Here is a 25,626-nt window from a genome sequence, read left to right as displayed (position 1 = left end):
TCCTGCGCGACTATAAATAGTAGCGCGGTGGCCCGGCCCCGAGCTCGACGACTCCTATATCGGCAAGCCGTTCGAGATCGGGCAATTCGAGAATCCCCTGCGCCCATCTTACGAGCCCCTCGGACCTCAGACGGGCAAGTGTCTTGTTGGTGTGAACGAGCGATAGCCCGAGCGCATCCGCGAGATCCTGCTGCCGCACCGGGAACGGCATCTTGCCGTCGCGCACCAGCCCGGTCTGCGATCCGCGCTCGAACAGAGTGACGAAGGCCCATGCGAGCGCTTCACGTGCAGAGCGCTGCCCGACCGTCACCAGCGCCTCGCTCAGGAAATGCTCCTCGCGCGCGACCTGCCATGTCAGCATCATCGCACGCTGCGGCATCTTCGAGAAAAGCTCCCACACTTGTTTACGGTCGAAAACGCTGAGCTTTACCGGAGTCAGCGCCTCGGTCGTGTGCGAGGCCATGCCCATCATGATCGCGTCGAGGCCGATCAGATCGCCGGGAAAGAGGAAATTGAGCACTTGGCGCCGACCGTCTTCCAGCATCCGGTAACGCATGGCCTGGCCTTCGATCAACGTGAAGAAGCGTTGCGGCTCGTTGCCTTCCATCACGACGGTCTGCCCTGCGGGCATCCGTAGCTCGCCCGCGCGGGCGGCTTCGGCGATTGCTTCCTCGTGCGCATCGGGCGCCATGAAGGCGGGATTATCGACGAAGGGACAATTTCTAAAGTTGCGTGTCATGCCTTGGCTCACTTTTACGTCATAAGGCAACGCGAAGGACCGTGGCAGGTTCCTTTCAAATTTCGTGGGTGGATTCCGTATTTCCCCTTATTTCCCTCACTATCTGCGCCCCGCATGTTCACGATCGCTTGTGTAACAGGCAGCCCTGTGGGATTCATGCCAGCTAGACGCTTTGCAGCAGTATGTCATAGTTAAATGACCCCGGAGATTACGAGGTGCACTAAGGACCAAGAGGCCTCTCAGCGCACCGACAATCGGGCTGAAGCCTAAAAGCGTTATACTGACGTCGGATCGATCCCGATCCTATCCCCCCTCCAAATGCAGTAATCTGCAAGGACAGGAAGCTGATGCCCCGGATTTTCCAACACGAACGAAGCGAGATCCGCGTAAGCGGTGCCCGCCTCGCGGCTAGGCGGTCCTCGTGACTCTTTGTTCCCCCCCTCGGATCGACGGCACCGCGCTGGTGCTCGAAGACGCGATGATCGTGGCCTATGATGCGGCCGCGATGCTGAGCGAATTCGGCGCGCGCGATGTGGTCATCTTCGGCACTGTCGAAGAAGCATTGCTCCATATCGCTGGCGGCAATGACATCTCGATGGCGCTGCTCGACATCAATCTTGGCGACGAAACCTCGCTGGAAGCCGCCAAGGCGCTGCGCGAACGTGCGGTGCCGATCCTCTACTCGACCGGATATGATGAACAATCCGTGATGATGGACGGGTTTCCCGAAGGCAAGATGCTGATAAAGCCCTTCACCAATGACGATTTCGCCAATGCCCTGATTTCCATGGGTTTTGCCGAAGCCTGATCTCTGCGCCCTTGGCGCTGAGATCGATATGCCATGCGCTTTGTGACATTTGTTATGCACTCGGCGCATACCTGCCAAACATGGACATCCCGCGCATCCTCGCGTTCCTCGTCAGCGGAACACGAGGTCGCGCGGCCATGCGGGGCAGAGAGGAGCCCCGTTCCGCGCCATCGCGACCGAACCATCGCGAAGGAGGCGCTTGTCCATGAACCATACGATCCGCAAAGCCCATGCCGGGCTCGCCGCCAAGGTCATGTCGGCCGAAGAGGCCGCAGAGCTGATCGACAATGGCGCGACCATCGGCATGTCGGGCTTCACCGGCTCGGGCTATCCCAAGGCGGTGCCGATGGCGCTGGCCGCGCGGATCGAGGCCGAGCACGCGGCGGGCCGTCCCTTCAAGGTCAAGATCTGGTCAGGCGCCTCGACGGGCCCCGAGCTGGACGGTGCCCTGGCGAAGGCCGACGGGATCGAATTCCGCCTGCCCTACAATTCCGACCCGATCGCGCGCGAGCGGATCAATGCGGGTCAGATGAAATATTTCGACATGCACCTGAGCCAGGTCGCGCCGATGGCGTGGATGGGGTTCATGGGCAAGCTGGATACGGCGGTGATCGAAATCTCAGGCATCACCGAGGACGGCAAGCTGATCCCGTCGAGCTCGGTCGGCAACAACAAGACCTGGCTCGATTGTGCCGACAAGATCATCCTCGAAGTGAACCGCTGGCAATCGCCGCTGCTGGAGGGGATGCATGACATCTATTACGGCACCGCCCTGCCCCCGAACCGCGTGCCGATCCCGCTGGTGAAACCCGACGACCGGATCGGGCAAACCTATTTCGAGGTCGACCCCGAGAAAGTCGTGGCCGTGGTCGAGACCGACGCGCCCGACCGCAACGCGCCCTTCAGCCCGCCCGATGCGGTGGCCGAGGCGATTGCGGGCCATATCCTCGACTTCCTCGGCAACGAGGTGAAACAGGGCCGCCTGCCGCGCGGGCTCTTGCCGCTGCAATCGGGCGTGGGCAATGTGCCCAATGCCGTGATGGCCGGGCTGATCGAGGCGCCCTTCGACCAGATGACCGCCTTCACCGAGGTAATTCAGGACGGGATGCTCGACATGATCGAGGCGGGCAAACTGCGCATGGCCTCGGCCACGGCGTTTTCGCTCTCGCCCGAGAAAGCCCAGTATTTCAACGACAACGCCGCCTATTTCCGCGACAAGCTGATCCTGCGTCCGCAGGAAATCTCGAACCATCCCGAGCTGGTGCGCCGTCTGGGCTGTATCGCGATGAACGGGCTGATCGAGGCGGATATCTATGGCAACGTGAACTCGACCCATGTGATGGGCTCGAAGATCCAGAACGGCATCGGCGGCTCGGGCGATTTCGCGCGCAACGGCTATGTCTCGATCTTCATGACGCCCTCGGTGGCGAAGGGCGGCAAGATTTCCGCGATCGTGCCGATGGCCGCCCATGTCGATCACATCGCGCAGGACGTGCAGGTGATCGTGACCGAGCAGGGTCTGGCCGATCTGCGGGGGCTGTCTCCGAAGCAGCGTGCCGATACGATCATCGAGACCTGCGCCCATCCCGCCTATCGCCCGATGCTGCGCGACTATTTCGAGCGCGCGAAGAAAGGCAGCTTCGCCAATCACGCCCCGAACCTGCTGGGCGAGGCGCTGAGCTGGCACCAGCGGTTTGTGGAAACGGGGACCATGGAGGCGTGAGGGGCTGAGGGCAGCGCCCGAGCCTCGGGGGCTTTGCGATGGCGCGCGGAACGCGCCGAAGGCGCAGGGCGCGCGCCGGTCCGTCCCGACGGGCTGGCGCATTGCCACCCGCACACATCGTTCATACTGTGGGAGGCTTGGCAGGCATAAAGCGCCTTCGTTCAAAACTCAGGCCACGCCACCCCACGGACCGGCGAGCGCCCTTCTACCCGACCAAACGAAAAAGGGGCGTCCGACCAGACGCCCCTTACCCAATTCCAATCCCGAAAGGCTCAAACCTTGAGCGACGGAATGATCTGCTTTTTCCGGCTCATCACGCCCGGCAGCACCACCGTGTCGCCCTCGACCGTGGTGTCGAAGCTCTTCTCAGCCACGCCCTTCACCAGATCGTTCGGCACCAGCAGCGTCGCCTCTTCCTTCAGAATGTCGATCACGAACAGCAGCACCTGATCGACGCCGTCTTCCTTCGCGACCTCTTCCATCGAGGCCATCAGCGAGGCCTTCCGGTCCAGCACCATCTTCGGCGCGGTGGTCTCCAGCACGGAGACGCGGAAGCTCGTGCCGTCGACCGGGTATTCCTTGGAATCCATCCGCAGCAGTTCCGCATCGGTGAAGGCGGAGACGTCCGATTTCGCCTCGAACATTTTCTCGGCCAACTCGTGCATGTCGATGCCCAGATCCGATGCCAGCGCGTCACAGACGGCCCGGTCGTGATCGGTGGTCGTGGGCGAGCGGAATTCCAGCGTGTCCGACAGGATGCAGCTGAGCATCGCGCCCTTGATGCCGCGCGGGGCCTTGGCCACGTCGTCGCCCATCAGATCGTAGAGGATGGTCGCGGTGCAGGCGAGCGGGCGCATCGTGATGTCGATCGGGCCTTTGGTCTCGATCCCGCCGGTCAGCTTGTGGTGGTCGATGATCTGGATGACGTTGGCCGCGTTGATGCCGCTCGGCAGCTCGGCGGGGTTGTTGGTGTCGACGACGACCACGTCCTCGCCTTCTTCCACGTCAGAGATGATCTCGGGCTTGTCGAGACCCCAATGCTCGATGACGAAAGCGGCCTCGGTATTGGGCTCACCCAGCAGGCAGGGCTTGGCCGGAGTGCCTTTGACATCATTGAGATACCACGCCCAGGCGATGGGCGAGCCGGTGGAGTCGGTGTCGGGAGCCTTATGGCCAAAAACCTTGATCGTCATGGGGAGATCCTCTCGGATAATCATCTGTCGGCGCAGGTTATAGGCGCTGTGTATGGGCTTGTCACCTAGGGGTCTGGCAATGCGGAAAGGGGCGCGGCCGAACCTTGGGCGGGCGCCCCGCAAAGGCGGCATTTCAACTGATCAGCTATCGAGCCGCTTGATCGTCCAGCCGTCCTTTTCGAGCAGACGCAACAGCCCCTCTTCGCCGGACAGATGCAGCGCGCCCACCGCCACGACGACCGGGCCATCCTCTGCCGCTGCCTCGATCTCGGGCAGCCAGTTCTGGTTGCGCGCCACCATCAAAAGGTCCTCGGAAAGCTTCATCTGGCGCTCGACCTCGTCGGCATCCATGCCCGCCGCGACCGCCTGATAGCGCGCCAGTTCCCAGATCAGACGCGGCTCGCCCCGGAAATAGAGATCGCCCATCGTCACGCCCATATCGTCGGCCAGGGGCGCGCCGATCACCGCCGCGCGCAGCATCTCCAGCGCTTCGGCCTCGGTGATCCCGTTGAAGAGCTTGAAGACGGTATCCCACGGCTCGAGCGCCTCGACCGGCACGCCATCGGCCTCGGCCGCGGTCATCACCTGCAGGTCCAGACCACCCTGCCCCTTCGCAAGCTCGGCCGTCGCACAAGGCGGAAGCGAGAGCGTCATCGCCACGAAAGCGGGCCGCATCTTGGCCGCGAGGAAGGCGGGCATCCCGTGGGCGGCCAGCGCCGCCTTGGTCATGTTCCAGTCCTGCTCCGACATCATCTGCGGCAGCGTCTTGCCGGTCGAGAACATCAGCGTCGGGTCGGTCTTGATCGCATATTCCAGCTTCCCCTGCTCGTCCGGACCGGCCTCCACCAGAAGCCGCGACGCATCGTCGAGCGCCTTCGAGAGCGCGCTGACGAGCGTGTCATGGCGCGGATCGGGAAGGTGGTAAGTGCCAGCCAGCGTGATCTTTTCTTCGCCTTTGGTTGCAGAGAACAGCAATCCGCGAGAGAAGGGCGCGGAATCGGCCTCGGCGGTCAGCGCCGCCTGCTCAGCTGCGGGCAGCGCATCGAAAATATTCTTGCCGCGACACTCGGCCCAAGCGGGCAGTGCAAGGCAGAGCGAGAGCGCGGGGGCCAGCAGCGGCCGAAGGAACGTGGCGAGTTTCATGACGGCGAGAGTGCCACGCGATCTGCATTCCGCATAGAGGCGAAATCGCCGCGCCCGGATCGCTCGAATTGACGCAAAAAATTCGTCATCCGGTTATTGACACCCGCCCACCCCAATGACTAACTCCGCCATCGTTAGCACTCACCAGTGACGAGTGCTAAAAGTTTTCGAACCTGGAACCTTTAGGGAGTGACCCAGATGGCATTCAAACCGCTTCATGACCGTGTGCTGGTCAAGCGCGTGGAGAGCGAAGAAAAAACCAAGGGTGGCCTGATCATCCCCGACAGCGCGAAAGAAAAGCCCGCAGAGGGTGAAGTCGTTGCAGTGGGTGACGGCGCGCGCAAGGAATCGGGCGAGCTGATCGCACCGGGCGTCAAAGCTGGCGACCGCGTTCTCTTCGGCAAGTGGTCGGGCACGGAAGTGACCCTCGACGGCGAAGAGCTGCTCATCATGAAAGAAAGCGACATCATGGGCATCATCTCGTAAGGCGCCCTGCCCTTACCGAGACCCCCTGATTTCCCAAGAACAACTCAGTCAAGGAGCCAACAAACATGGCAGCCAAGGACGTGAAATTCTCCACCGACGCCCGCGATCGTATGCTCGACGGCGTCAACATCCTCGCCGACGCGGTGAAGGTCACGCTGGGCCCGAAAGGCCGCAACGTCGTGATCGAAAAGTCGTTCGGCTCGCCGCGCATCACCAAGGACGGTGTGTCGGTCGCCAAAGAGATCGAACTTTCGGACAAGTTCGAGAACATGGGCGCGCAAATGGTGAAAGAAGTCGCCTCGCGTACCAATGACGAGGCTGGCGACGGCACCACCACCGCCACCGTGCTCGCTCAGGCGATCGTCAAGGACGGCCTGAAAGCTGTGGCCGCGGGCATGAACCCGATGGACCTCAAGCGCGGCATCGACCTCGCGACCTCGAAAGTCGTCGACGCGATCAAGAGCGCTGCTCGCCCGGTCAAGGACTCGGACGAAGTCGCTCAGGTCGGCACCATCTCGGCGAACGGCGAAGAAGCCATCGGCAAGATGATCGCCAACGCGATGCAGAAAGTCGGCAATGACGGCGTCATCACCGTGGAAGAAGCCCGCGGCATGGAGACCGAAGTCGAAGTCGTCGAAGGCATGCAGTTCGACCGTGGCTACCTGTCGCCCTACTTCGTGACCAACCCCGACAAGATGGTCGCGGAACTCGAAGACTGCTACATCCTGCTCCACGAGAAGAAGCTCTCGTCGCTGCAGCCGATGGTCCCGCTCCTCGAGCAGGTCATCCAGTCGCAAAAGCCGCTCCTCATCATCGGTGAAGACGTCGAAGGCGAAGCGCTCGCGACCCTCGTGGTCAACAAGCTGCGCGGCGGCCTGAAGATCGCAGCCGTGAAAGCACCGGGCTTCGGCGACCGCCGCAAGGCCATGCTGCAGGACATCGCTGTCCTCACCGGCGGCCAGGTGATCTCGGAAGACCTCGGCATGAAGCTCGAGAACGTCGGCATGGACATGCTGGGCACCGCCAAGAAGGTGACCATCACCAAGGACGACACCACCATCGTCGAAGGCGCTGGTGACAAGGCCGAGATCGAAGCGCGCGTCAGCCAGATCCGCACCCAGATCGAGGAAACCACCTCGGACTACGACCGCGAGAAGCTGCAAGAGCGCGTCGCGAAACTGGCCGGTGGCGTTGCTGTCATCCGCGTCGGCGGCATGACCGAAGTCGAAGTGAAAGAGCGCAAGGACCGTGTGGACGACGCTCTGAACGCGACCCGTGCGGCCGTTCAGGAAGGCATCGTCGTCGGCGGTGGCGTCAGCCTCGTGCAGGGCGCGAAAGTGCTCGCCGGTCTCACCGGTGCGAACTCCGACCAAGAAGCCGGTATCGCGATCGTCAAGCGCGCTCTCGAAGCGCCGCTGCGTCAGATCGCCGAGAACGCCGGTGTGGACGGTGCTGTCGTGGCCGGCAAGGTCCGCGAGAGCGACGACCTGAACTTCGGCTTCAACGCGCAGACCGAAGAATATGGCAACATGTTCGAGTTCGGCGTGATCGACCCGGCGAAAGTGACCCGCACCGCGCTCGAAGACGCGGCTTCGGTTGCTGGCCTGCTGATCACCACCGAAGCGATGATCGCCGAGAAGCCGGAGCCGAAAGGCGCTGGCGGTGCCCCCGACATGGGCGGCATGGGCGGCATGGGCGGCATGATGTAATCAGCCGTTCCCGCTTCAGGGATCTAATGGGAAGGGGCGCTCCGAAAGGGGCGCCCCTTTTCACATGCGAAAATCGCAGGTTTTCATGCGCGCATTGAGCTATGTCACGGGGCCGCGAACGAATGGCGCTATACTTCCCCACGTCAATTTCACTGGAGGGCCCCGGTCATGTTGCGCAATTTCCTCGTCAAATCCCTCGCCTGCCTCGCTGTCGCGCTGGCCGCCTCGGTCGCAACGGCTGAGGAAACTCAAGACTGGCGCTTCGGCGGCGACGCCTATCTCGCGGGCCGCACCGTGAGTGCCACGGGCGAGAACATCCACGACCTCTTCGCCGCCGGTCAGCATGTGACATTGGGCAGCCCGATCACCGGCGCGGCGCATCTCGCGGGCCAGAATATCGTGATTGGCGCGCGGGTGGGCGGTGATCTCTACGCGGCGGGACAGGATATCGACCTCGACGCCCCGGTGGCGGGCTCCGCCACGCTTGCGGGTCAGGCGCTCACCATCAAGGGGCCGATCTCGGGCAACCTGCGCGCGATGGGCCAGCAGGTCCGGCTAGAGGCGCCGGTCGCGGGCAGCGTGATCATCGGCGCCGACGACGCGCAGATCGACACCGAGATCTCGGGCGATCTGGTGCTGGGGACAAAGACCGTCACCTGGGGCGATGGCGCGACGGTCACAGGCAAGGTCCAAGTCTACACCGACACGCCCGGCGACGTGAGCGTGCCTACCAGCGTCGCCCCGGCCGATCGGGTCAGCATCCATGAGGCGAAGGAGTTCGAGCAGGCGAAGACGCGCGCAGCCCCGGAGCGCAATTACCTCATCGAGACCCGCGACTGGCTGGGCGGCGTGCTCGTGGTCGGGATCGTGACCACACTTCTTGCCGTCTTCGCGCCGGGCTTCATGGACAGGATGCGCCAACGCAGCCTCGCCCATCCGTTGCGCGCAGGGCTTGCAGGCTTCATCGGGCTTTCGGCGCTGGTCGGGTCGATCCTGCTGCTCGCGATGACGGTGATCGGCATCGTGCTTATTCCGTTCTCGCTGCTCGGGGTGCTGGTGCTGGGCTTCGGCGGCTATATCGTGGGCATCTGGGTCATCGGCGCCTGGGCGCATGATCTGATCGGGCGCGGCCATCCCGTCACCAATGGAGAATGCGCGCTCGCCGCCTTCGGCGGCGCCGTGATCGGCGCGCTCATCTGCATTATCCCCTGGGTCGGCTGGCTCGGCATGATGGCAATCTTCCTGTTCGGCGCGGGCGCGATCGTGCTGCGCGTGACCGGGATCGGTGCGCAAGGCGCCACAGCCTGACAGCCCCCTCCCGGCTCTGGCCATCCACGCTTTCGCGCGCTATCGCTGCGCGAAGGACAGGGGGAGGAACCATGACCGAGCTGGTGATTTTCGACTGCGACGGGGTGCTGATCGATTCCGAGATCATCTCGGCGCAGATGCTGATCGACGAGCTGGCCAAGCTGCGGGTGTCGATCGACCTCGACTATGTCGCGCGGCATTTCCTCGGACGGTCCTACCCCACCGTGATGAAGCAGATCCGCTACGAATTCGGGCTCGATCTGCCGGAGGAATTCGAGGCGCAGTATCGCGCGCGGCTTCTGGACGCGTTCGAGCGCGAGTTGCAGGTGATGCCGGGCGTGGCCGATGTGATGGAGAGGCTGGACGTGCCGTGGTGCGTGGCCACCTCGTCGAGCCAGCCGCGCGCGGAACGCTCGCTGGAAATCGCGGGGCTGCGCAAGCTGGTGGGCGACCGGTTGTTCACGGCAAGCGAGGTCGCGCATGGCAAACCCGCCCCCGATCTGTTCCTCCATGCGGCCAAGACGATGGGCGCGGCCCCTGCCCGCACGCTGGTAATCGAGGACAGCCTCAACGGCATCCGCGCCGGGCTTGCGGCGGGAATGGAAGTGTGGCGCTTCACCGGCGGCAGCCATCTGGCCGGGCGCGATCTGACCCCGCCCGAGGACGCGCAGCCGCATCGCGAATTTGCGCATTTCACCGAGTTCTTCCAGAATGAGCCGACTAGGGAGAAAGATTCGTGAACCGTATGAGTGACGCCGAAACCTCGCGCGATGACGAGGCGGCACGGGCCGGATGGCTCTATTATGTCGGCGGAATGACGCAGGACCAGATCGCCGCCGAGCTGGGCGTCTCGCGCCAGCGCGCGCAGCGGCTGGTGAGCCGCGCGGTCTCCGAGGGGCTGGTGCGGGTGCGCATCGAGCACAAGATCGGGGCCTGTCTGGAACTGGAAGCGGCGCTGATCCGGCGCTTCGGGCTGCAGACGGCGCGCGTCGCGCCCTCGCTGGGCGAACGGGGCGATCCCTCTGTGGCCACTGCGGCCTTCGCGGCCACGCTTCTCGAACGCATCCTCGCACGCTCCGAGCCGCAGGTGATCGCCTTCGGCACCGGGCGCTCGCTCTCGGCGATGGTGAACGAGGTGATGCAGCGCCCCGCGACCGCGCATAAGATCGTCTCGCTGATCGGTAACATCGCGCCCGATGGCTCGGCTTCGTTCTATGACGTCATCATGCGTATGGCCGACAAGCTGCGCCTGCCGCATTACCCGATGCTGGTGCCGGTGATCTCGGAGACGGTGGAAGAGCGCGCCATGTTTGACAAGCTCAAGCCGGTGCAGGCGGTGCAGCGGCTTGCCGCGGCGGCGGATGCGACCTTCGTGGGCGTCGGTCAGTTGGGCGAGGACGCACCGGTCTACAAGGACGGCTTCGTCACCCTGGCCGAGTTGGAGGAGCTGCGTGCCGCGGGTGGCGTGGGCGAGCTCGTGGGCTCGTTCTATGACGCGCAGGGCAATTACATCACCACTCCCACCACGACGCGTTTCGGCTCGTTCCGGATCGAGCCCAAGCGCGAGGCGCCGGTGATCGGCATCGCAGCCGGCCCATCGAAACTGGTCGCGATTCGTGCAGCCCTCGCAGGCGGGCTTCTCAACGGGCTCGTGACCGATGAGCCGACGGCCCAGGCCCTGTTGGAAGACTGACGCCGAAACAAGGCGTTACTGTCAGCGTTAACAATTAATCAAGACATCGCAGGAATTCTCGATTGACAGTTTAGGTCGTGTTTGTGAATATTTTCTCACAGTTTGGGCATATGCTCAAAGCTCAAGGGAGGAAATCTATGACTTACACGATCCGGGCGCTCATGGGCGCCTGTGCTCTTGGCGCGCTTGCGACTGCCGCGGCTGCCGAGACCACCATCACCGTCGCAACCGTGAACAACGGCGACATGGTCCGCATGCAGGGCCTGATGGACGACTTCTACGCCGAGCATCCCGACATCAAAGTCGAATGGGTCACGCTGGAAGAGAACGTCCTGCGCCAGAAGGTCACCACCGACATCGCTACCAAGGGCGGTCAGTTCGACGTGCTCACCATCGGCACCTACGAGGTTCCGATCTGGGGCAAGCAGGGCTGGCTCGTGCCGCTCGACGGCATGCCCGACAGCTATGACGTGAACGACCTGCTGCCCGCGATCCGCTCGGGCCTGACGGTCGACGGCAAGCTCTATGCCGCGCCCTTCTACGGCGAAAGCTCCTTCGTGATGTATCGCAAGGATCTGATGGAAAAGGCCGGGATGGAAATGCCCGAGAAGCCGACCTGGGCCGACATCGAAAAAGCCGCCAAAGCGATGACCGACAAGGACAATGAAGTCTACGGCATCTGTCTGCGCGGCAAGGCCGGCTGGGGCGAGAACATGGCCTTCCTGAGCGCCATGAACAACTCGATGGGCGGCCAGTGGTTCGACATGGACTGGAAACCGCAATTCGACGGCGAAGCGTGGAAAGAGACCCTGACCACCTATCTCGACCTGATGAACAACTACGGCCCGCCCGGTGCCTCGTCGAACGGCTTCAACGAGAACCTGGCGCTGTTCCAGCAGGGCAAGTGCGGCATGTGGATGGATGCGACCGTTGCAGCCTCCTTCGTGACCAACCCGCAGGACTCGACCGTGGCTGACAAGGTCGGCTTCGCGATGGCTCCGCACAAGGAAGGCGTCGACAAGAACGCGAACTGGCTCTGGGCGTGGTCGCTGGCGATCCCGGCTGGTACCCAGAAGGAAGACGCCGCCAAGACCTTCATCGAATGGGCGACCTCGAAGCACTACACCGAGCTCGTGGCGGAGAAAGAAGGTTGGGCGAACGTTCCCCCGGGCACCCGTACCTCGCTCTACGACAACCCGAAGTATAAAGAAGCGGCCCCCTTCGCCGATCTGACCATCAAGTCGATCGACGCGGCTGACCCGCAGCATCCTTCGGTGAACGACGTGCCGTACACCGGCGTCCAGTTCGTCGCGATCCCCGAATTCCAGGCCCTCGGCACCGCTGTCGGCCAGCAGTTCTCGGCGGCTCTCGCAGGGCAAGTCTCGGCCGATCAGGCGCTGCAAAACGCACAAAGCCTGACCGAGCGTGAGATGAAGAAGGCCGGTTACATCAAGTAACCTGGCCCCTCCCTGGCCGGGGCGGTCATTTTGGGTCTGACCGCCCCGTGCCTCTTTTTGCAACTCCCGATAACCGGAGCCGGACCGATGTCCACGCAAGCCTCGCGCTCTGCCGCGCGCCTTATGATTTCGCCATCCGTCATCTTGCTGTTTCTTTGGATGGCAGTGCCATTGGGCATGACGATCTGGTTCTCGTTCCAGCGCTACAACCTGTTGATGCCCGGTCAGGGCGGTTTCGTTGGCTGGGACAATTACTATTACTTCCTGACCGATCCCGCCTTCTTCACCGCGTTGATCAACACGCTGGTACTGGTGGGGGGCGTGCTTCTGATCACCGTCTTCGGTGGCATCCTGCTCGCGCTGCTGCTCGATCAGCCGATCTTCGGCCAAGGCATCGTGCGAGTCCTCGTGATTGCGCCCTTCTTCGTCATGCCGACCGTGTCCGCGCTGGTGTGGAAGAACATGCTCTATAATCCGGTGAACGGCATTTTTGCCTATCTCGCCAAGGCGATAGGGCTGCAACCTTACGACTTTCTCGCCCATGCGCCGATGCTCTCGATCACCATTATCGTGGCATGGCAGTGGCTGCCCTTCGCGACGCTGATCCTGCTGACCGCGCTGCAATCGCTCGATTCCGAGCAGCTGGAGGCCGCCGAGATGGACGGCGCCGGTGCGCTGTCGCGGTTCTTCTACATCATGCTGCCGCACCTCGCGCGCGCCGCGACCGTCGTGATCCTCATTCAAACGATCTTCCTGCTGTCCACCTTCGCGGAAATCCTCGTGACCACGAATGGCGGCCCGGGCAACGCGTCCACCACCCTCACCTACCTCGTCTATGTCCAGTCGCTGCTGCAATTCGACGTGGGCGGAGGCGCCGCTGGCGGTGTGGTCGCCGTGATCCTCGCAAATATTGTCGCGATCTTCCTGATGCGGATGATCGGCAAGAACCTGGAGGCGTAATCCAATGGCGCGCAAAATCTCCAACCGCCGCCGCGTGATCATGACCGTGATCGCATGGGCGCTGGCCTTCGTGATCTTCTTCCCGATCCTCTGGACGATCATCCTGTCGTTCAAGACCGAGGGCAACGCGATCAAGGCCCCGTGGGACGTGCTGACCTCGGCCTGGACCTTCGACAGCTACAATGTCGTGCAGGAACGGTCGAACTACTTCCGCCACTTCATGAACTCGGTGGTTATCTCGTTCGGCTCCACCCTGCTGGCGCTGGTCATCGCGATCCCCTCGGCCTGGGCCATGGCCTTCGTCCCGGGCAAGCGCACCAAGGACGTGCTGATGTGGATGCTGTCCACGAAGATGATGCCCGCGGTGGGCGTGCTCGTCCCGATCTACCTGATGTTCCGCGACTGGGGGCTTCTGGATACCCGGACAGGTCTGGTCATCGTGCTCTGCCTGATGAACCTGCCGATCGTGATCTGGATGCTCTTCACCTATTTCAAGGAGATCCCGAAGGACATCCTCGAAGCCGCGCGCATGGACGGGGCGACGCTGGGGGGCGAAATCCTCTACGTGCTCACCCCGATGGCTGTGCCCGGTATCGCCTCGACGCTTCTGCTGAACGTGATCCTCGCCTGGAACGAAGCGTTCTGGACCCTGAACCTGACGGCGGCGAAAGCCGCCCCCCTCACCGCTTTCATTGCCGCCTATTCCAGCCCCGAAGGGCTGTTCTACGCGAAACTCTCTGCCGCCTCGACGCTGGCTATCGCACCGATCCTGATCCTCGGCTGGTTCAGCCAGAAACAGTTGGTACGTGGCCTGACCTTCGGCGCCGTGAAATAAGGAGCTAAACCCATGGGACAAATAACCCTCAAGGGCGTCCGCAAGGCCTTCGGCGATGTCGAGGTCATCCCCCCGCTCGATCTGGAAATCAACGATGGCGAGTTCGTCGTCTTCGTCGGCCCCTCGGGCTGCGGTAAATCCACCCTTCTGCGCCTGATCGCGGGTCTGGAAGATGTCTCCGGCGGCGAGATTGAGATCAACGGTCAACCGTCGGCCGAACTGCCCCCCGCCAAACGCGGTCTGGCGATGGTGTTCCAAAGCTACGCGCTCTACCCGCATATGTCGGTGCGCAAGAACATCGCCTTCCCGCTGAAGATGGCGAAGCTCGACCCGGCGGCGGCGAAGGAGAAAGTCGACAATGCCGCGCGCATTCTCAACCTGACCGACTATCTCGACCGCCGTCCCGGCCAGCTCTCGGGCGGTCAGCGTCAGCGGGTCGCGATCGGTCGTGCCATCGTGCGTGAACCGGCGGCGTTCCTCTTCGACGAACCGCTGTCGAACCTTGATGCGGCGCTGCGCGTGAACATGCGTCTTGAGATTTCCGAGCTGCACCAGAAGCTCAAGACCACGATGGTCTATGTGACGCACGATCAGGTCGAGGCAATGACCATGGCCGACAAGATCGTCGTGCTGCAGGCTGGCCGCATCGAACAGGTCGGCTCGCCGCTCGAGCTCTATCGCACCCCGCGCAACAAGTTCGTCGCGGGCTTCATCGGCTCGCCCAAGATGAACTTCATCGAAGGCGACGAGGCCGCGAAATACGGGGCCGACAGCATCGGCATCCGCCCCGAACATATCGAGGTCTCGACCACGGAAGGCGCGTGGAAAGGCACTGTCGGCGTCTCCGAGCATCTGGGATCGGACACCTTCCTGCATGTCGACACCGAGTATGGCCTGATCAACGTGCGCGGCGGCGGCGAGATCGGCCTGCACGCGGGCGACACGGTCTATCTGACGCCCGATCTGAGCCAGCTTCACAAATTCGACGCGCAAGGGCAGGCAATCTGATGCGACTGAAAGGCAAACGCGCCCTGATCACCGGCGCCGCGCGCGGGATCGGCCGCGCCTTCGCGGAGAAATACATCGCGGAAGGGGCCGAGGTCGTGATCGGCGATATCGACATCGCGCGGGCCGAAGACACCGCAGCCGAGATCGGCGCGGTCGCACTGAAGCTCGACGTGACCGACCCGGCGAGCATCGACGCCGCGATGGAGAAGATGCGCGCCTCGGGCGGGATCGACATCCTGATCAACAACGCCGCGATCTTCACCGCCGCCCCCCTCGTGGAGATCACCCACGAGGATTACGCCCGCGTCTTCAAGATCAATGTCGAAGGCACGCTGTTCATGATGCAGGCGGCGGCGAAAGAGATGATCGCGCAAGCCCGTGGCGGCAAGATCATCAACATGGCGTCTCAGGCCGGGCGGCGTGGCGAGGCTCTGGTGGCGGTCTATTGCGCCTCCAAGGCCGCTGTCATCAGCCTCACCCAATCGGCGGGTCTGAACCTGATCGAACACGGCATCAACGTGAACGCGATCGCACCCGGCGTGGTCGATGGCGAGCATTGGGACGGCGTCGATGCCTTCTTCGCGAAATACGAGAACAAACCCTTGGGCCAGAAGAAGAAAGAGGTGGGCGAGTCCGTCCCCTTCGGTCGCATGGGAACGGCTGCCGACCTGGCCGGCATGGCCGTTTTCCTCGCCTCGGACGAGGCCGAATACATCGTCGCCCAGACCTACAATGTCGACGGCGGAAACTGGATGAGCTGATATGACACTTTCCAACGACACCCTCTCCGAGCTTCCCGCAGACGTGGCGCGCCCCGGTTACGACCGTGCAGCGCTCACCCCCGGCATCGTTCATATCGGCTGCGGCAATTTCCACCGGGCGCATCAGGCAGTCTATCTCGACGATCTGTTCGAGCTTGGCGAAGGTCATGACTGGGCGCTCATGGGCGCGGGCGTTCGCGCGGGCGATGCGAAGATGCGCGAGGCGGTGCTGGCACAGGACGGTCTGTATAGTGTGATCGAGCTGGACCCGGCGGCGAAATCGGCCCGCGTGATCGGCTCGATGGTCGGCTTCGCCGAGGTCGCCTCGGGCAATGCGCCGCTGATCGCGGCGATGTCGCAGCCCAGCGTGCGGATCGTCTCGCTCACGGTGACCGAGGGCGGCTATTACATCGACCCCAAGACCGGGACGTTCAGCCCGACCCATCCCGACATTCAGGCCGATGCGGCCAATCCCGACGCCCCCGAGACCGCCTTCGGCGCGATCATCGCGGCGCTGAAAGCGCGCCGTGCCTCGGGTGTGCCGCCCTTCACCGTGATGTGCTGCGACAACGTCCCCCATAACGGCCATGTCACGCGCGATGCGGTTTGCGGGCTGGCGGAGCTGTCCGATCCGGAACTGAGCGCATGGATCAAGGCCAATGTCGCCTTCCCGAACTCGATGGTGGATCGGATCACCCCGGCCACCGGCCCGCGCGAACGCGCATTGGCCGAAAGCTTCGGGATCGAGGACGCCGCTCCCGTCACCTGCGAGCCCTTCCGGCAATGGGTGATGGAGGACAATTTCCCTGCAGGCCGCCCGGCGCTGGAGAAGGTCGGCGTGACCTTCACCGATGCGGTCGACCGGTTCGAGACGATGAAAATCCGGATCCTCAACGGCGGGCACGCGATCATCGCCTATGCCGCCGGTCTGCGCGACATCGAATACGCGCATGAGGCCATGGCCGACGATCAGATTCGCGCCTATCTCGACAAGATCGAGACGACCGAGATTCTGCCCATCGTGCCGCCGGTGCCGGAGACAGATCTGAACGATTACAAGCAGCTGATCCTCAATCGCTTCTCGAACCCGGAAGTGGCCGACACGATCCGCCGCCTGTGCCTCGATGGGTCGAACCGGCAGCCGAAGTTCATCATCACTTCGATCAACGACTGCGTCGCACAAGGTCGCGATTGCACCGGGCTGATCCTCGAAAGCGCGCTGTGGTGCCGCTATTGCTACGGCACCAGCGAGACCGGGGCGGAGATTGCGCCGAACGATCCGAACTGGGATCACCTCGTCGCGCAGTCGAAGCTGGCGAAAGAACGTCCCGCCGCGTGGCTGGAAATGTCGGAGATTTACGGCGATCTGGCCGAGAATGCCGAGGTCGTGGCGAAATTCACAGCACTTCTGAACGACGTCTGGGCGCGCGGCTCGCACTCAGTGATCGCGGATTATCTGGCGGGTTGAGCGCCCGCCCCCTTCCTTCCCAGCTCTCCCCTTGCAAAACTCTCGCAAGGATTCGAAATTAAACGGGTGTTCAATTCATCCGGTTGAGGTCGAGCCTTTGCCGAAAGTGAGCTCGGGGAGGAGTTTCATGGATTACGCGCTCAGCGAGGAACAGCAGGCCATTTTCGATATGGCTTACGCCTTCGGGCAAGACGAGATCGCCCCCCATGCCGAGGCGTGGGAAGAGGCGGGCACGATCCCGAAAGAGCTCTGGCCGAAAGTGGCCGAGCTGGGTCTGGGCGGCATTTACGTCTCCGAAGACTACGGCGGATCGGGCCTGTCGCGCCTCGATGCGACGCTCGTCTTCGAGGCGCTGGCGATGTCCTGCCCGGCAGTGGGCTCGTTCCTGTCGATCCACAACATGTGCGGCGGCATGATCGACAAGTTCGGCTCGGACGAGGACAAGGCGCGCTGGCTGCCCGATCTGGTCAGCATGAAGAAGGTCTTCTCCTACTGCCTGACCGAGCCGGGCTCGGGCTCGGACGCGGCGGCATTACGCACCAAGGCCGAGCGTTCGAACGAGGGCTGGGTGCTCAACGGCACCAAGGCGTTCATCTCGGGCGGCGGTTATTCGGATGTCTATGTGACGATGGTCCGCACCGGCGATCCGGGGCCCAAGGGCATCTCCACCGTGGTCGTCGAGGACGGCGCAAAGGGGCTCAGCTTCGGCGGTCTGGAGCGCAAGATGGGCTGGAAAGCCCAGCCGACCGCGCAGGTGCAATTCGACGATTGCCACATTCCGGCGGAGAATCTGCTGGGCGAAGAGGGCAAAGGTTTCACTTATGCGATGGCCGGGCTCGATGGCGGGCGCCTGAACATCGCGGCCTCCGCCCTGGGCGGCGCGCAGGCCGCGCTGACCAAGACGCTGGCCTATATGGGCGAGCGCAAAGCCTTCGGCAAATCGCTCGATCAGTTCCAGGCGCTGCAATTCCGCCTCGCCGAGATGGAGGTGAAACTCGAATCCGCGCGCACTTTCCTGCGTCAGGCCGCATGGAAGCTCGACAACAAGACCCATGATGCGACGAAGTTCTGCGCCATGGCTAAACTCTATGTGACGGATGCCTCATTCGATGTGGCAAACCAATGCCTGCAATTGCATGGTGGTTACGGCTATCTTGCCGATTACGGGATCGAGAAGCTCGTGCGCGACCTGCGCGTGCACCAGATCCTTGAAGGCACGAATGAAATCATGCGGCTGATCATCAGTCGCGCGATGCTGGCGGAGCGTGGATGACCGAAGAAACGATGATCGCACGAAAAGAAGGTCGCGCCGGACGGCTGACCTTCAATCGACCCAAGGCGCTCAACGCGCTCGATCACGACATGGCCATGGCGATCGAGGCGGCCCTCGATCGATGGCGCGACGACCCGGAGGTCGATCTTGTCGTGATCGACGCGGTGGGCGATCGCGCCTTCTGCTCGGGCGGCGACATTGCCGCCGTCTACCGGGCCGGAATCGCGGGCGATTACGCGCCCGGGCGCGATTTCTGGCGCGACGAATACCGGATGAACGCCAAGATCGCGGAATATCCCAAGCCCATCGTCGCCTTCATGCAGGGCTTCGTGATGGGCGGCGGCGTCGGCGTCGGCGGTCACGCGAGCCACCGGATCGTGGGGGAAAGCACGCAGGTGGCGATGCCCGAAAGCGGGATCGGGCTGATCCCGGACGTGGGGGGCACGCTGCTACTGGCGCACGCGCCGGGCCATGTGGGCGAATATCTCGGGCTGACCGGGGCGCGGATGAACGCGACAGACGCGCTGTACGCGGGGTTCGCCGATATGTTCGTGCCCGAGGCCGATTGGGACGATTTGAAGACCCGACTCATCGAGACCGGCAATATCGACATCCTGCCCCATCCGCGTACCTCGCCCGAGCCCGGCAAGCTGGAGGCCCTACGCCCCGAGATCGACCGGATTTTCTGGGCCGAAAACCTCGCCGCGATCGTCGCCAAGCTCGAGACTTCGGGCAGCGAGTTCGCCGAGAAGACCTACAAGACGGTGCTGCGCAACTCCGCGCTCTCGATGGAAGCGACGCTGCGCCTGATCCGCATGACCCGCGCCGAGAACACCATCCGCGCCGCCCTCACCCATGAGTTCCGCTTTACCTGGCGTGCGGCGGAACTAGGTGATTTTCTCGAGGGCGTGCGGGCGCAGATCATCGACAAGGATCGCAATCCGCAATGGAAATACGCTCTGGATGCGCTGCCGGAAGAGGCGGTCGCGCAGATGCTGGAGCCGCTCGGCCCCGAATGGGCCATCTGGGAGGAGACACCATGAAAATCGCATTTATCGGGCTTGGAAACATGGGTGGGCCGATGGCGGCCAATCTGGTCGCCGCGGGTCACAAAGTGATCGGCTTCGACCTCACCGCCCCGCCGCCCGAGGGCGTGGGTCAGGCGACGACCGCAGCCGCCGCGGCGCAGGAGGCCGAGGTTGTCATCACCATGCTGCCCAACGGCCAGATCCTGCGCGACGTCGCCAAGGAAGTAATCCCGGCGATGCAGGAAGATGCGGTGCTGTGCGATTGCTCAACCGTCGACGTGGATAGCGCGAAAGCGGTCGCGGCGATGGCGGCGGATCGCGGCCTCGGTGCGCTCGACGCGCCGGTCTCCGGCGGCGTGGGTGGCGCGACCAACGGCACGCTGACCTTCATGGTGGGCGGTGACGCGAAAAGCTTCGAGATCGTGAAGCCGCTCTTCGACGTGATGGGCCAGAAGGCCGTGCATTGCGGTGAAGCGGGCGCGGGCCAGTCGGCCAAGATCTGCAACAACATGATCCTCGGCGTGACGATGATCGCGACCTGCGAAGCCTTCGCGCTGGCCGACAAGCTGGGCCTCGACCGCGAGAAGATGTTCGACGTGGTCTCGACCTCTTCCGGTCAGAGCTGGTCGATGAACACCTATTGCCCCGCGCCGGGGGTTGGGCCGCAATCGCCTGCCGACAACGACTACAAGCCGGGCTTCGCGGCCGAGCTGATGCTCAAGGACCTGCGGCTGAGCCAGCAGGCCGCCGAGAGCGCCGATGCCGACACGCCGATGGGCAAGCTCGCCTCCGCGCTCTACGCGGCTTTCGTGGAAGCCGAAGGCGGCAAGGGGCGCGATTTCTCGGCCATGTTGCCGCGTTTCGAGAAGCGCTCGCGCAGCTGAGCGGAGGCGCGTCACCGCGCCTCCCGCAGTTAATCCTTGCCGCTTGAGCTTGCGTAACAGTATCAAGATCAAAGGAAACTGCACCACCGAAAGGGCTTTGCATGTTCAAGAACAATGTCGGCGGCATCGACCGCACTCTGCGCATCGTGATCGGGCTGGCCCTGATCATCGGCTTCTTCGTCACCCCGCCCAGCCCCTATCACTGGCTGTACTGGATCGGGTTGATCCCGCTTGCGACCGGGTTGCTGGGCACCTGCCCGCTTTATTCGATGCTGGGCGTCAACACCTGCAAGAAGTGACCCCTACGACCTAAGTTCGCCCTTGGGCGAGCCGGACCCCGCCGAAGGACTGTGTGTCTTCGGCGGGGTCTTGCTTGTGAGAAGGTATGTTTCGATTCCGCAATGGAACGGCTCGGCAGGTATGGTCATTTATATCCCGAGACGCGCCTGAGGCGCTTATGGAAAGGAGAGGTCACATGAAACGCCTGACCCAGCTTACCCTCGCCGCCGCCCTCGGGGCGAGCCTTCTGCCCGGTGCGGCCCTTGCCGACGGGCATGGCCACGGCAAGTGGAAGAACGACCGCGGCCACGCGGAGCGCAATTACAAGGGCTGCCCGCCGGGGCTGGCCAAGAAAAACAATGGCTGCCGCCCGCCGGGCCTCGCCAAGAAGAGCTATCGCCATGACGACGAGCGCGATGACGCATGGCGAGACGCCGACCACCGCTGGCGTCGCGGCGACCGGATCATTGGTGACTACGTCCTGATCCGCGACCCGAATCGCTACGGGTTAAACGACAATCGGACCTACTGGCGTTCGAACGGATACGTCTATCAGGTCGACCGTCAGACCGGCGAAGTGCTCGCATTGATCGGACTCGCGCGTTCGATCCTCGGGAACTGACCGCGCAAACGCAGAAACGACGTTCAAAATGACGTTACGAAAAGTGAAGACCCGCGCGTGTTTGCGCGGGTCTTTCATATTTTCTGAAACCACCATTAGAATTTATTTAAGCATTTTCAGCGCCCTAGCAAAACCGCCGGCACACAATCGCACACAAACGCGTGCATAGCGGTAATGCGGAATCTGCAATGGACCTTTTCGCCGCAATGCGGCATTTGGTCCACCAAGACGAAAGGAAACGCGCATGACTTATCTTCCCCGTATCGCGCTGATCGCGGTGATCGGTGCAGCCCTTACCCCGATGGCAGCTCTCGCAGATGGTCCGATGAGCGCCGCAGGTTCGAAACTCGCTTCGAGCGTCTCGGTCGCAAACCAGGCAAATGCTGAAAAGCCCTCGGTTCGTAACGACCTTCTGTGGCAGGTTGGCCAGCAGATCACCGAGAGCCACGTTCGCCTCCGTCAGCCCGACGCATTCGGCCTGAAGGCTGACGCGACCTACTGGCGCTCGTTTGGCTACATCTACGAAGTCAGCCCCGAGAACGGCGAAGTGATCGCCCAGATCGGCAAAGCTTCGGACGTCGTCGGCTTCTGAGCCACAGTCCAGACGGAAAGTTACGAACGGGCGGAACCACTCCGCCCGTTTTTTCTTGTCCTCAAAAGCTTGGAGGACAGAAACATGCGTCGATTCTCAATTTCATTGCCCGATGGCATCTGCGTGGCTAGGCTTTCGTGATGAGGATCGTGACACGCCCGCTCGCCCTGATCGCGCTGACCTGCGCCCTGCCCGCCCTCGCCTCTGCCGAAGGATCGGCGCAAGGGGTCCAAGTGATGCGCGGCGGCAAGATCGACATGGGCAATGCCACAGCCGAGACCAAGACCGCCGCAAAAGCCGCACCGGAGTGCAAGACGCTCACGACGGGCGACACGTTCTGCAAGGTCGCCACGACCAACGGAACGGCGCGCTGGGTGCTGCAAGGCCAGATGGAGCCCGAGTTCAGCGTCGGCGACGACTTCCCGGTCTATCAGCACTCGATGATCCTGAACCTGCGCCGCTACGACCTGCCGATCGTGACCGGCGCCTGGCGCTACTACAGAGTACGCGGCGTGATCTACAAAGTGGGTGCGGAGGACCACAAGGTCATGGAAGTCATCGGCCGCACCGCGCGGCGCTGAGCCGACGCGCCTGCGCCCCGACCGCGGCGGATCACTCCGCCGCGACCTTCACTCCCAGCATCTGCGCGAGGTAATGGCCGGTATGGCTGCGCGGATTTTCGGCCACCTGCTCGGGGGTGCCGACCGCCACGATCTCACCGCCGCCATCGCCGCCCTCAGGACCGATATCGATGATATGATCGGCAGTCTTGATGACGTCGAGATTGTGCTCGATCACCACGACTGTGTTGCCCTGCTCCACGAGACTGTGCAGCACCTCTAGCAGTTTTCGAACATCTTCGAAGTGCAGACCGGTCGTCGGCTCGTCCAGAATGTACAAAGTGCGACCTGTGGCGCGTTTCGACAGTTCCTTGGACAGTTTCACCCGCTGCGCCTCGCCGCCCGACAGGGTCGTGGCCTGCTGGCCGACCTTGATGTAGCCAAGGCCCACCTCCATCAGCGCGTCCATCTTCTCGCGGATCGAGGGCACCGCCTTGAAGAACTCCTGCGCATCCTCGACCGTCATGTCGAGCACATCCGCGATGGACTTGCCCTTGTACTGGATCTCCAGCGTCTCGCGGTTGTAGCGCTTGCCCTTGCAGGTCTCGCATTCGACATAGACGTCGGGCAGGAAGTGCATCTCGATCTTGATCACACCATCGCCCTGACAGGCCTCGCAGCGCCCGCCCTTCACGTTGAACGAGAAGCGCCCCGGCTTGTAGCCACGCGCCTTCGCCTCGGGCAGACCGGCGAACCAGTCGCGGATCGGGGTGAAGGCCCCGGTATAGGTCGCCGGGTTCGAGCGCGGCGTGCGCCCAATGGGGCGCTGGTCGATGTCGATGACCTTGTCGAGATGCTCCAGCCCCTTGATCGTGTCGCAGGGCGCGGGCGTCTGACGCGCGCCGTTGAGCCGCATCGAGGCGGTCTTGAACAGCGTCTCGATGGTGAGCGTGGACTTGCCCCCGCCCGAGACGCCGGTGACGCAGACGAACTTGCCCAGCGGGAACTCGGCCGTGACGTTCTTGAGGTTGTTCCCCGTCGCGCCCACCACCTTGAGCTTCTTCTTGTTGCCCTTGCGCCGTTCCGTCGGCACCGCGATCTCGCGCTTGCCGGACAGGTATTGCCCCGTCAGCGAGGCCGCATCGGCGGCGATCTCGTCGGGCGTGCCGCGCGCGATCACCTGACCGCCATGGACGCCCGCGCCGGGGCCGATATCGAAGACGTAATCGGCATGGCGGATCGCATCCTCGTCATGCTCGACCACGATCACAGTATTGCCCTGATCGCGCAGGTTTTTCAGCGTCTGGAGAAGGCGATCATTGTCGCGCTGGTGCAGACCGATTGAGGGCTCGTCGAGCACATAGAGCACGCCCGTCAGCCCCGAGCCGATCTGCGACGCCAACCTGATCCGCTGGCTCTCGCCGCCCGACAGCGTCCCTGCCGCGCGGCTCATCGTCAGGTAATCGAGGCCCACATTCACGAGGAAGCCGAGGCGCTCGCGGATTTCCTTGAGGATCGCCGTCGCGATCTCGTTCTTCTGGTTCGACAGGCTACCCGGCACGGTGGCGACCCAGTCATGGGCCTCCCTGATCGACATCTCGACCACATGCCCCACATGCTTGTCGCCGATCTTCACGGCGAGCGCTTCGGGCCGCAGGCGATAGCCGCCGCAGGCGTGGCAGGGGCGATTGTTCTGATAGCGCTCCATCTCTTCGCGCGACCACGCGCTATCGGTCTCGCGGTAGCGGCGCTCCATATTTGGGATGATCCCCTCGAAAGTGCGGCTGACCTCGTAGACGCGGCCGCCCTCGTCGAAGCGGAACTTGATCTCCTGATCGCCCGAGCCACGCAGGAACAACTCCTGCACATTCTCCGGCAGGTCCTTCCACGGCTTTTTCGGATCGAAGCCGTAATGTTTCGACAGCGCCTCGATCGTCTGGGTGTAATAGGGCGATTTCGTCCGTGCCCACGGCGCCAGCGCCCCGCCCTGCACCGAGAGCGTCACATCGGGCACCATCAGGCGCTCGTCGAAGAACAGCTCGACGCCGAGGCCATCACAGACCGGACAGGCCCCGAACGGCGCGTTGAACGAGAACAGGCGCGGCTCGATCTCGGGAATGGTGAAGCCCGAAACCGGGCAGGCGAAGTTTTCCGAAAACGTCGTGCGTTCCGGCTCGCCCTCGCCTTCGCGGGGCGCGCTCTCGAAGATCGCGATGCCGTCGGCGAGGTCGAGCGCGGTGCGGAAGCTGTCCGCCAGCCGCGTCTCCATCCCTTCGCGCACGACGACACGGTCCACGACCACGTCGATGTTGTGGCGGAATTTCTTATCGAGCGTCGGCGGCTCTTCCAGCTCGTAGAATTCGCCATTGACCTTTACGCGCTGGAAGCCCTGCTTGCGCAGTTCGATGAATTCCTTGCGATATTCGCCTTTGCGGTCGCGCACGATGGGGGCGAGCAGATAGCCGCGCGTGCCCTCTTCCATCTGCATCACGATATCGACCATGTCCTGCACCTGCTGCGCCTCGATCGGCTCACCGGTGGCAGGCGAATAGGGCGTGCCCGCGCGGGCGTAGAGCAGACGCAGGTAGTCGTAGATTTCGGTCACGGTGCCGACGGTGGAGCGCGGGTTCTTCGACGTGGTCTTCTGCTCGATCGAGATCGCGGGCGAGAGGCCCGAGATGTGATCGACGTCGGGTTTGCCCATCATATCGAGGAACTGGCGCGCATAGGCGCTCAGACTTTCGACATAGCGGCGCTGCCCTTCGGCATAGATCGTATCGAAGGCCAGCGAAGATTTCCCGGAGCCGGATAGCCCCGTGATCACCACGAACTGGTCGCGCGGAATATCGACATCCACGCCCTTGAGATTGTGCTCGCGCGCGCCGCGCACTTCGATGAACTTCAGTTCAGCCATCCACGCCCCCTTTATCACCAGCCCTAGATAGGTGTTTCCGTGCGAGTCTCCAATCCAAATCTGCGAACGAAATGTGAACTTTTGACTCTGCGCGGATGTCACGCGCTTTGCGCGCGCCGCCTGCCCGCCTCGCAGCACGATCAAAATCGTGGCAGATCGGCATTAAATTCCATTTCTTGAATG

General features: G+C 63.0%; 24 protein-coding genes. 20 read left to right on the top strand and 4 right to left on the bottom strand.

The genetic code is table 11. From position 1 onward, the window contains the following. Positions 1-10: 10 nt before the first annotated feature. A complete protein-coding gene (locus BMI88_RS06015; protein ID WP_078546833.1) occupies positions 11-739 on the bottom strand; it encodes a Crp/Fnr family transcriptional regulator in 729 nt (242 codons plus the stop codon). A gap of 421 nt (positions 740-1,160) precedes the next feature. Here BMI88_RS06015 and BMI88_RS06010 point away from each other — a divergent pair, with 421 nt between their 5' ends. Beyond that, the gene (locus tag BMI88_RS06010) at positions 1,161-1,547 is read left to right on the top strand and encodes a response regulator (RefSeq protein ID WP_083075284.1); all 387 of its coding nucleotides are present in this window, start codon (positions 1,161-1,163) and stop codon (positions 1,545-1,547) included. A gap of 205 nt (positions 1,548-1,752) precedes the next feature. After that, a complete protein-coding gene (locus tag BMI88_RS06005; protein WP_078546829.1) occupies positions 1,753-3,270 on the top strand; it encodes an acetyl-CoA hydrolase/transferase family protein in 1,518 nt (505 codons plus the stop codon). Positions 3,271-3,542: 272 nt separating this feature from the next. On the opposite strand, the gene BMI88_RS06000 is transcribed toward BMI88_RS06005, so the two are convergent. Together BMI88_RS06000 and BMI88_RS05995 are read right to left on the bottom strand one after the other, a co-directional pair. Then, positions 3,543-4,463: a manganese-dependent inorganic pyrophosphatase gene (locus BMI88_RS06000; RefSeq protein ID WP_078546827.1), complete on the bottom strand. Its 921-nt coding sequence runs from the start codon at positions 4,461-4,463 to the stop codon at positions 3,543-3,545. A 141-nt stretch (positions 4,464-4,604) separates the two neighbouring features. Then, positions 4,605-5,606, bottom strand: coding sequence for a TraB/GumN family protein (locus tag BMI88_RS05995; RefSeq protein ID WP_078546825.1), 1,002 nt, complete (start codon positions 5,604-5,606; stop codon positions 4,605-4,607). Between the two features lie 198 nt (positions 5,607-5,804). On the opposite strand from BMI88_RS05995, the gene groES reads away from it, so the two are divergent. The 18 genes from groES (at position 5,805) to BMI88_RS05905 (ending at position 22,550) form a co-directional block, all read left to right on the top strand. Continuing rightward, positions 5,805-6,092 (top strand): co-chaperone GroES, encoded by a 288-nt coding sequence (gene groES, locus BMI88_RS05990; RefSeq protein ID WP_075774612.1) that lies wholly within the window; start codon positions 5,805-5,807, stop codon positions 6,090-6,092. Positions 6,093-6,157: 65 nt separating this feature from the next. Beyond that, positions 6,158-7,801, top strand: coding sequence for a chaperonin GroEL (groL, locus tag BMI88_RS05985; RefSeq protein WP_078519292.1), 1,644 nt, complete (start codon positions 6,158-6,160; stop codon positions 7,799-7,801). 168 nt (positions 7,802-7,969) lie between these two features. After that, positions 7,970-9,109: a hypothetical protein gene (locus BMI88_RS05980; protein WP_078546822.1), complete on the top strand. Its 1,140-nt coding sequence runs from the start codon at positions 7,970-7,972 to the stop codon at positions 9,107-9,109. Positions 9,110-9,180: 71 nt separating this feature from the next. Next, the gene (locus BMI88_RS05975; protein ID WP_078546820.1) at positions 9,181-9,849 is read left to right on the top strand and encodes an HAD family hydrolase; all 669 of its coding nucleotides are present in this window, start codon (positions 9,181-9,183) and stop codon (positions 9,847-9,849) included. Positions 9,850-9,854: 5 nt separating this feature from the next. Beyond that, positions 9,855-10,802 carry a sugar-binding domain-containing protein gene (locus BMI88_RS05970; RefSeq protein WP_078546818.1) on the top strand — a complete coding sequence of 316 codons (948 nt, stop codon included), beginning with the start codon at positions 9,855-9,857 and terminating at the stop codon, positions 10,800-10,802. A gap of 137 nt (positions 10,803-10,939) precedes the next feature. Further along, on the top strand, positions 10,940-12,259 hold the full coding sequence (locus tag BMI88_RS05965) for a sugar ABC transporter substrate-binding protein (protein ID WP_078546816.1): 1,320 nt from the start codon (positions 10,940-10,942) through the stop codon (positions 12,257-12,259). 87 nt (positions 12,260-12,346) lie between these two features. Then, positions 12,347-13,219, top strand: coding sequence for a sugar ABC transporter permease (locus BMI88_RS05960; RefSeq protein ID WP_078546814.1), 873 nt, complete (start codon positions 12,347-12,349; stop codon positions 13,217-13,219). 4 nt (positions 13,220-13,223) lie between these two features. After that, positions 13,224-14,054: a carbohydrate ABC transporter permease gene (locus BMI88_RS05955; protein WP_078546811.1), complete on the top strand. Its 831-nt coding sequence runs from the start codon at positions 13,224-13,226 to the stop codon at positions 14,052-14,054. Between the two features lie 12 nt (positions 14,055-14,066). Further along, positions 14,067-15,062 (top strand): ABC transporter ATP-binding protein, encoded by a 996-nt coding sequence (locus BMI88_RS05950; RefSeq protein WP_078546809.1) that lies wholly within the window; start codon positions 14,067-14,069, stop codon positions 15,060-15,062. Then, on the top strand, positions 15,059-15,823 hold the full coding sequence (locus BMI88_RS05945; protein WP_078547308.1) for an L-iditol 2-dehydrogenase: 765 nt from the start codon (positions 15,059-15,061) through the stop codon (positions 15,821-15,823). Before BMI88_RS05950 ends, BMI88_RS05945 begins: the two co-directional genes overlap by 4 nt. Position 15,824: 1 nt before the next feature. After that, positions 15,825-17,291, top strand: a complete 1,467-nt coding sequence (locus BMI88_RS05940) for a mannitol dehydrogenase family protein (RefSeq protein WP_078546807.1) — start codon at positions 15,825-15,827, stop codon at positions 17,289-17,291. A 127-nt stretch (positions 17,292-17,418) separates the two neighbouring features. Further along, positions 17,419-18,564 carry an acyl-CoA dehydrogenase family protein gene (locus tag BMI88_RS05935; protein WP_078546805.1) on the top strand — a complete coding sequence of 382 codons (1,146 nt, stop codon included), beginning with the start codon at positions 17,419-17,421 and terminating at the stop codon, positions 18,562-18,564. Further along, positions 18,561-19,607 carry an enoyl-CoA hydratase/isomerase family protein gene (locus BMI88_RS05930; protein WP_078546803.1) on the top strand — a complete coding sequence of 349 codons (1,047 nt, stop codon included), beginning with the start codon at positions 18,561-18,563 and terminating at the stop codon, positions 19,605-19,607. The genes BMI88_RS05935 and BMI88_RS05930 overlap by 4 nt, the downstream gene beginning before the upstream one ends. Beyond that, positions 19,604-20,476, top strand: coding sequence for a 3-hydroxyisobutyrate dehydrogenase (gene mmsB / locus BMI88_RS05925; RefSeq protein WP_078546801.1), 873 nt, complete (start codon positions 19,604-19,606; stop codon positions 20,474-20,476). Before BMI88_RS05930 ends, mmsB begins: the two co-directional genes overlap by 4 nt. Before the next feature lie 101 nt (positions 20,477-20,577). Next, positions 20,578-20,775: a DUF2892 domain-containing protein gene (locus BMI88_RS05920; RefSeq protein WP_078539421.1), complete on the top strand. Its 198-nt coding sequence runs from the start codon at positions 20,578-20,580 to the stop codon at positions 20,773-20,775. Positions 20,776-20,951: 176 nt separating this feature from the next. Then, complete coding sequence (locus BMI88_RS05915) at positions 20,952-21,377, top strand: hypothetical protein (RefSeq protein WP_078519306.1); 426 nt, start codon at positions 20,952-20,954, stop codon at positions 21,375-21,377. Between the two features lie 244 nt (positions 21,378-21,621). Then, entirely contained in the window at positions 21,622-21,969 is a 348-nt protein-coding gene (locus tag BMI88_RS05910; RefSeq protein ID WP_078519307.1) for a hypothetical protein, read from the top strand. Positions 21,970-22,109: 140 nt separating this feature from the next. Then, positions 22,110-22,550 carry a hypothetical protein gene (locus tag BMI88_RS05905; protein ID WP_083075254.1) on the top strand — a complete coding sequence of 147 codons (441 nt, stop codon included), beginning with the start codon at positions 22,110-22,112 and terminating at the stop codon, positions 22,548-22,550. Between the two features lie 31 nt (positions 22,551-22,581). On the opposite strand, the gene uvrA is transcribed toward BMI88_RS05905, so the two are convergent. Further along, positions 22,582-25,443 carry an excinuclease ABC subunit UvrA gene (uvrA, locus tag BMI88_RS05900; RefSeq protein WP_078546797.1) on the bottom strand — a complete coding sequence of 954 codons (2,862 nt, stop codon included), beginning with the start codon at positions 25,441-25,443 and terminating at the stop codon, positions 22,582-22,584. Between the last annotated feature and the right edge of the window lie 183 nt (positions 25,444-25,626).

The organism is Thioclava sp. F36-6, assembly GCF_002020305.1.
GTDB classification, from domain to species: Bacteria; Pseudomonadota; Alphaproteobacteria; order Rhodobacterales; family Rhodobacteraceae; genus Thioclava; species Thioclava sediminum.
The sequence above is the reverse complement of the archived record's forward strand: the minus strand, read 5'-3'. Positions and strand labels throughout refer to the sequence as shown.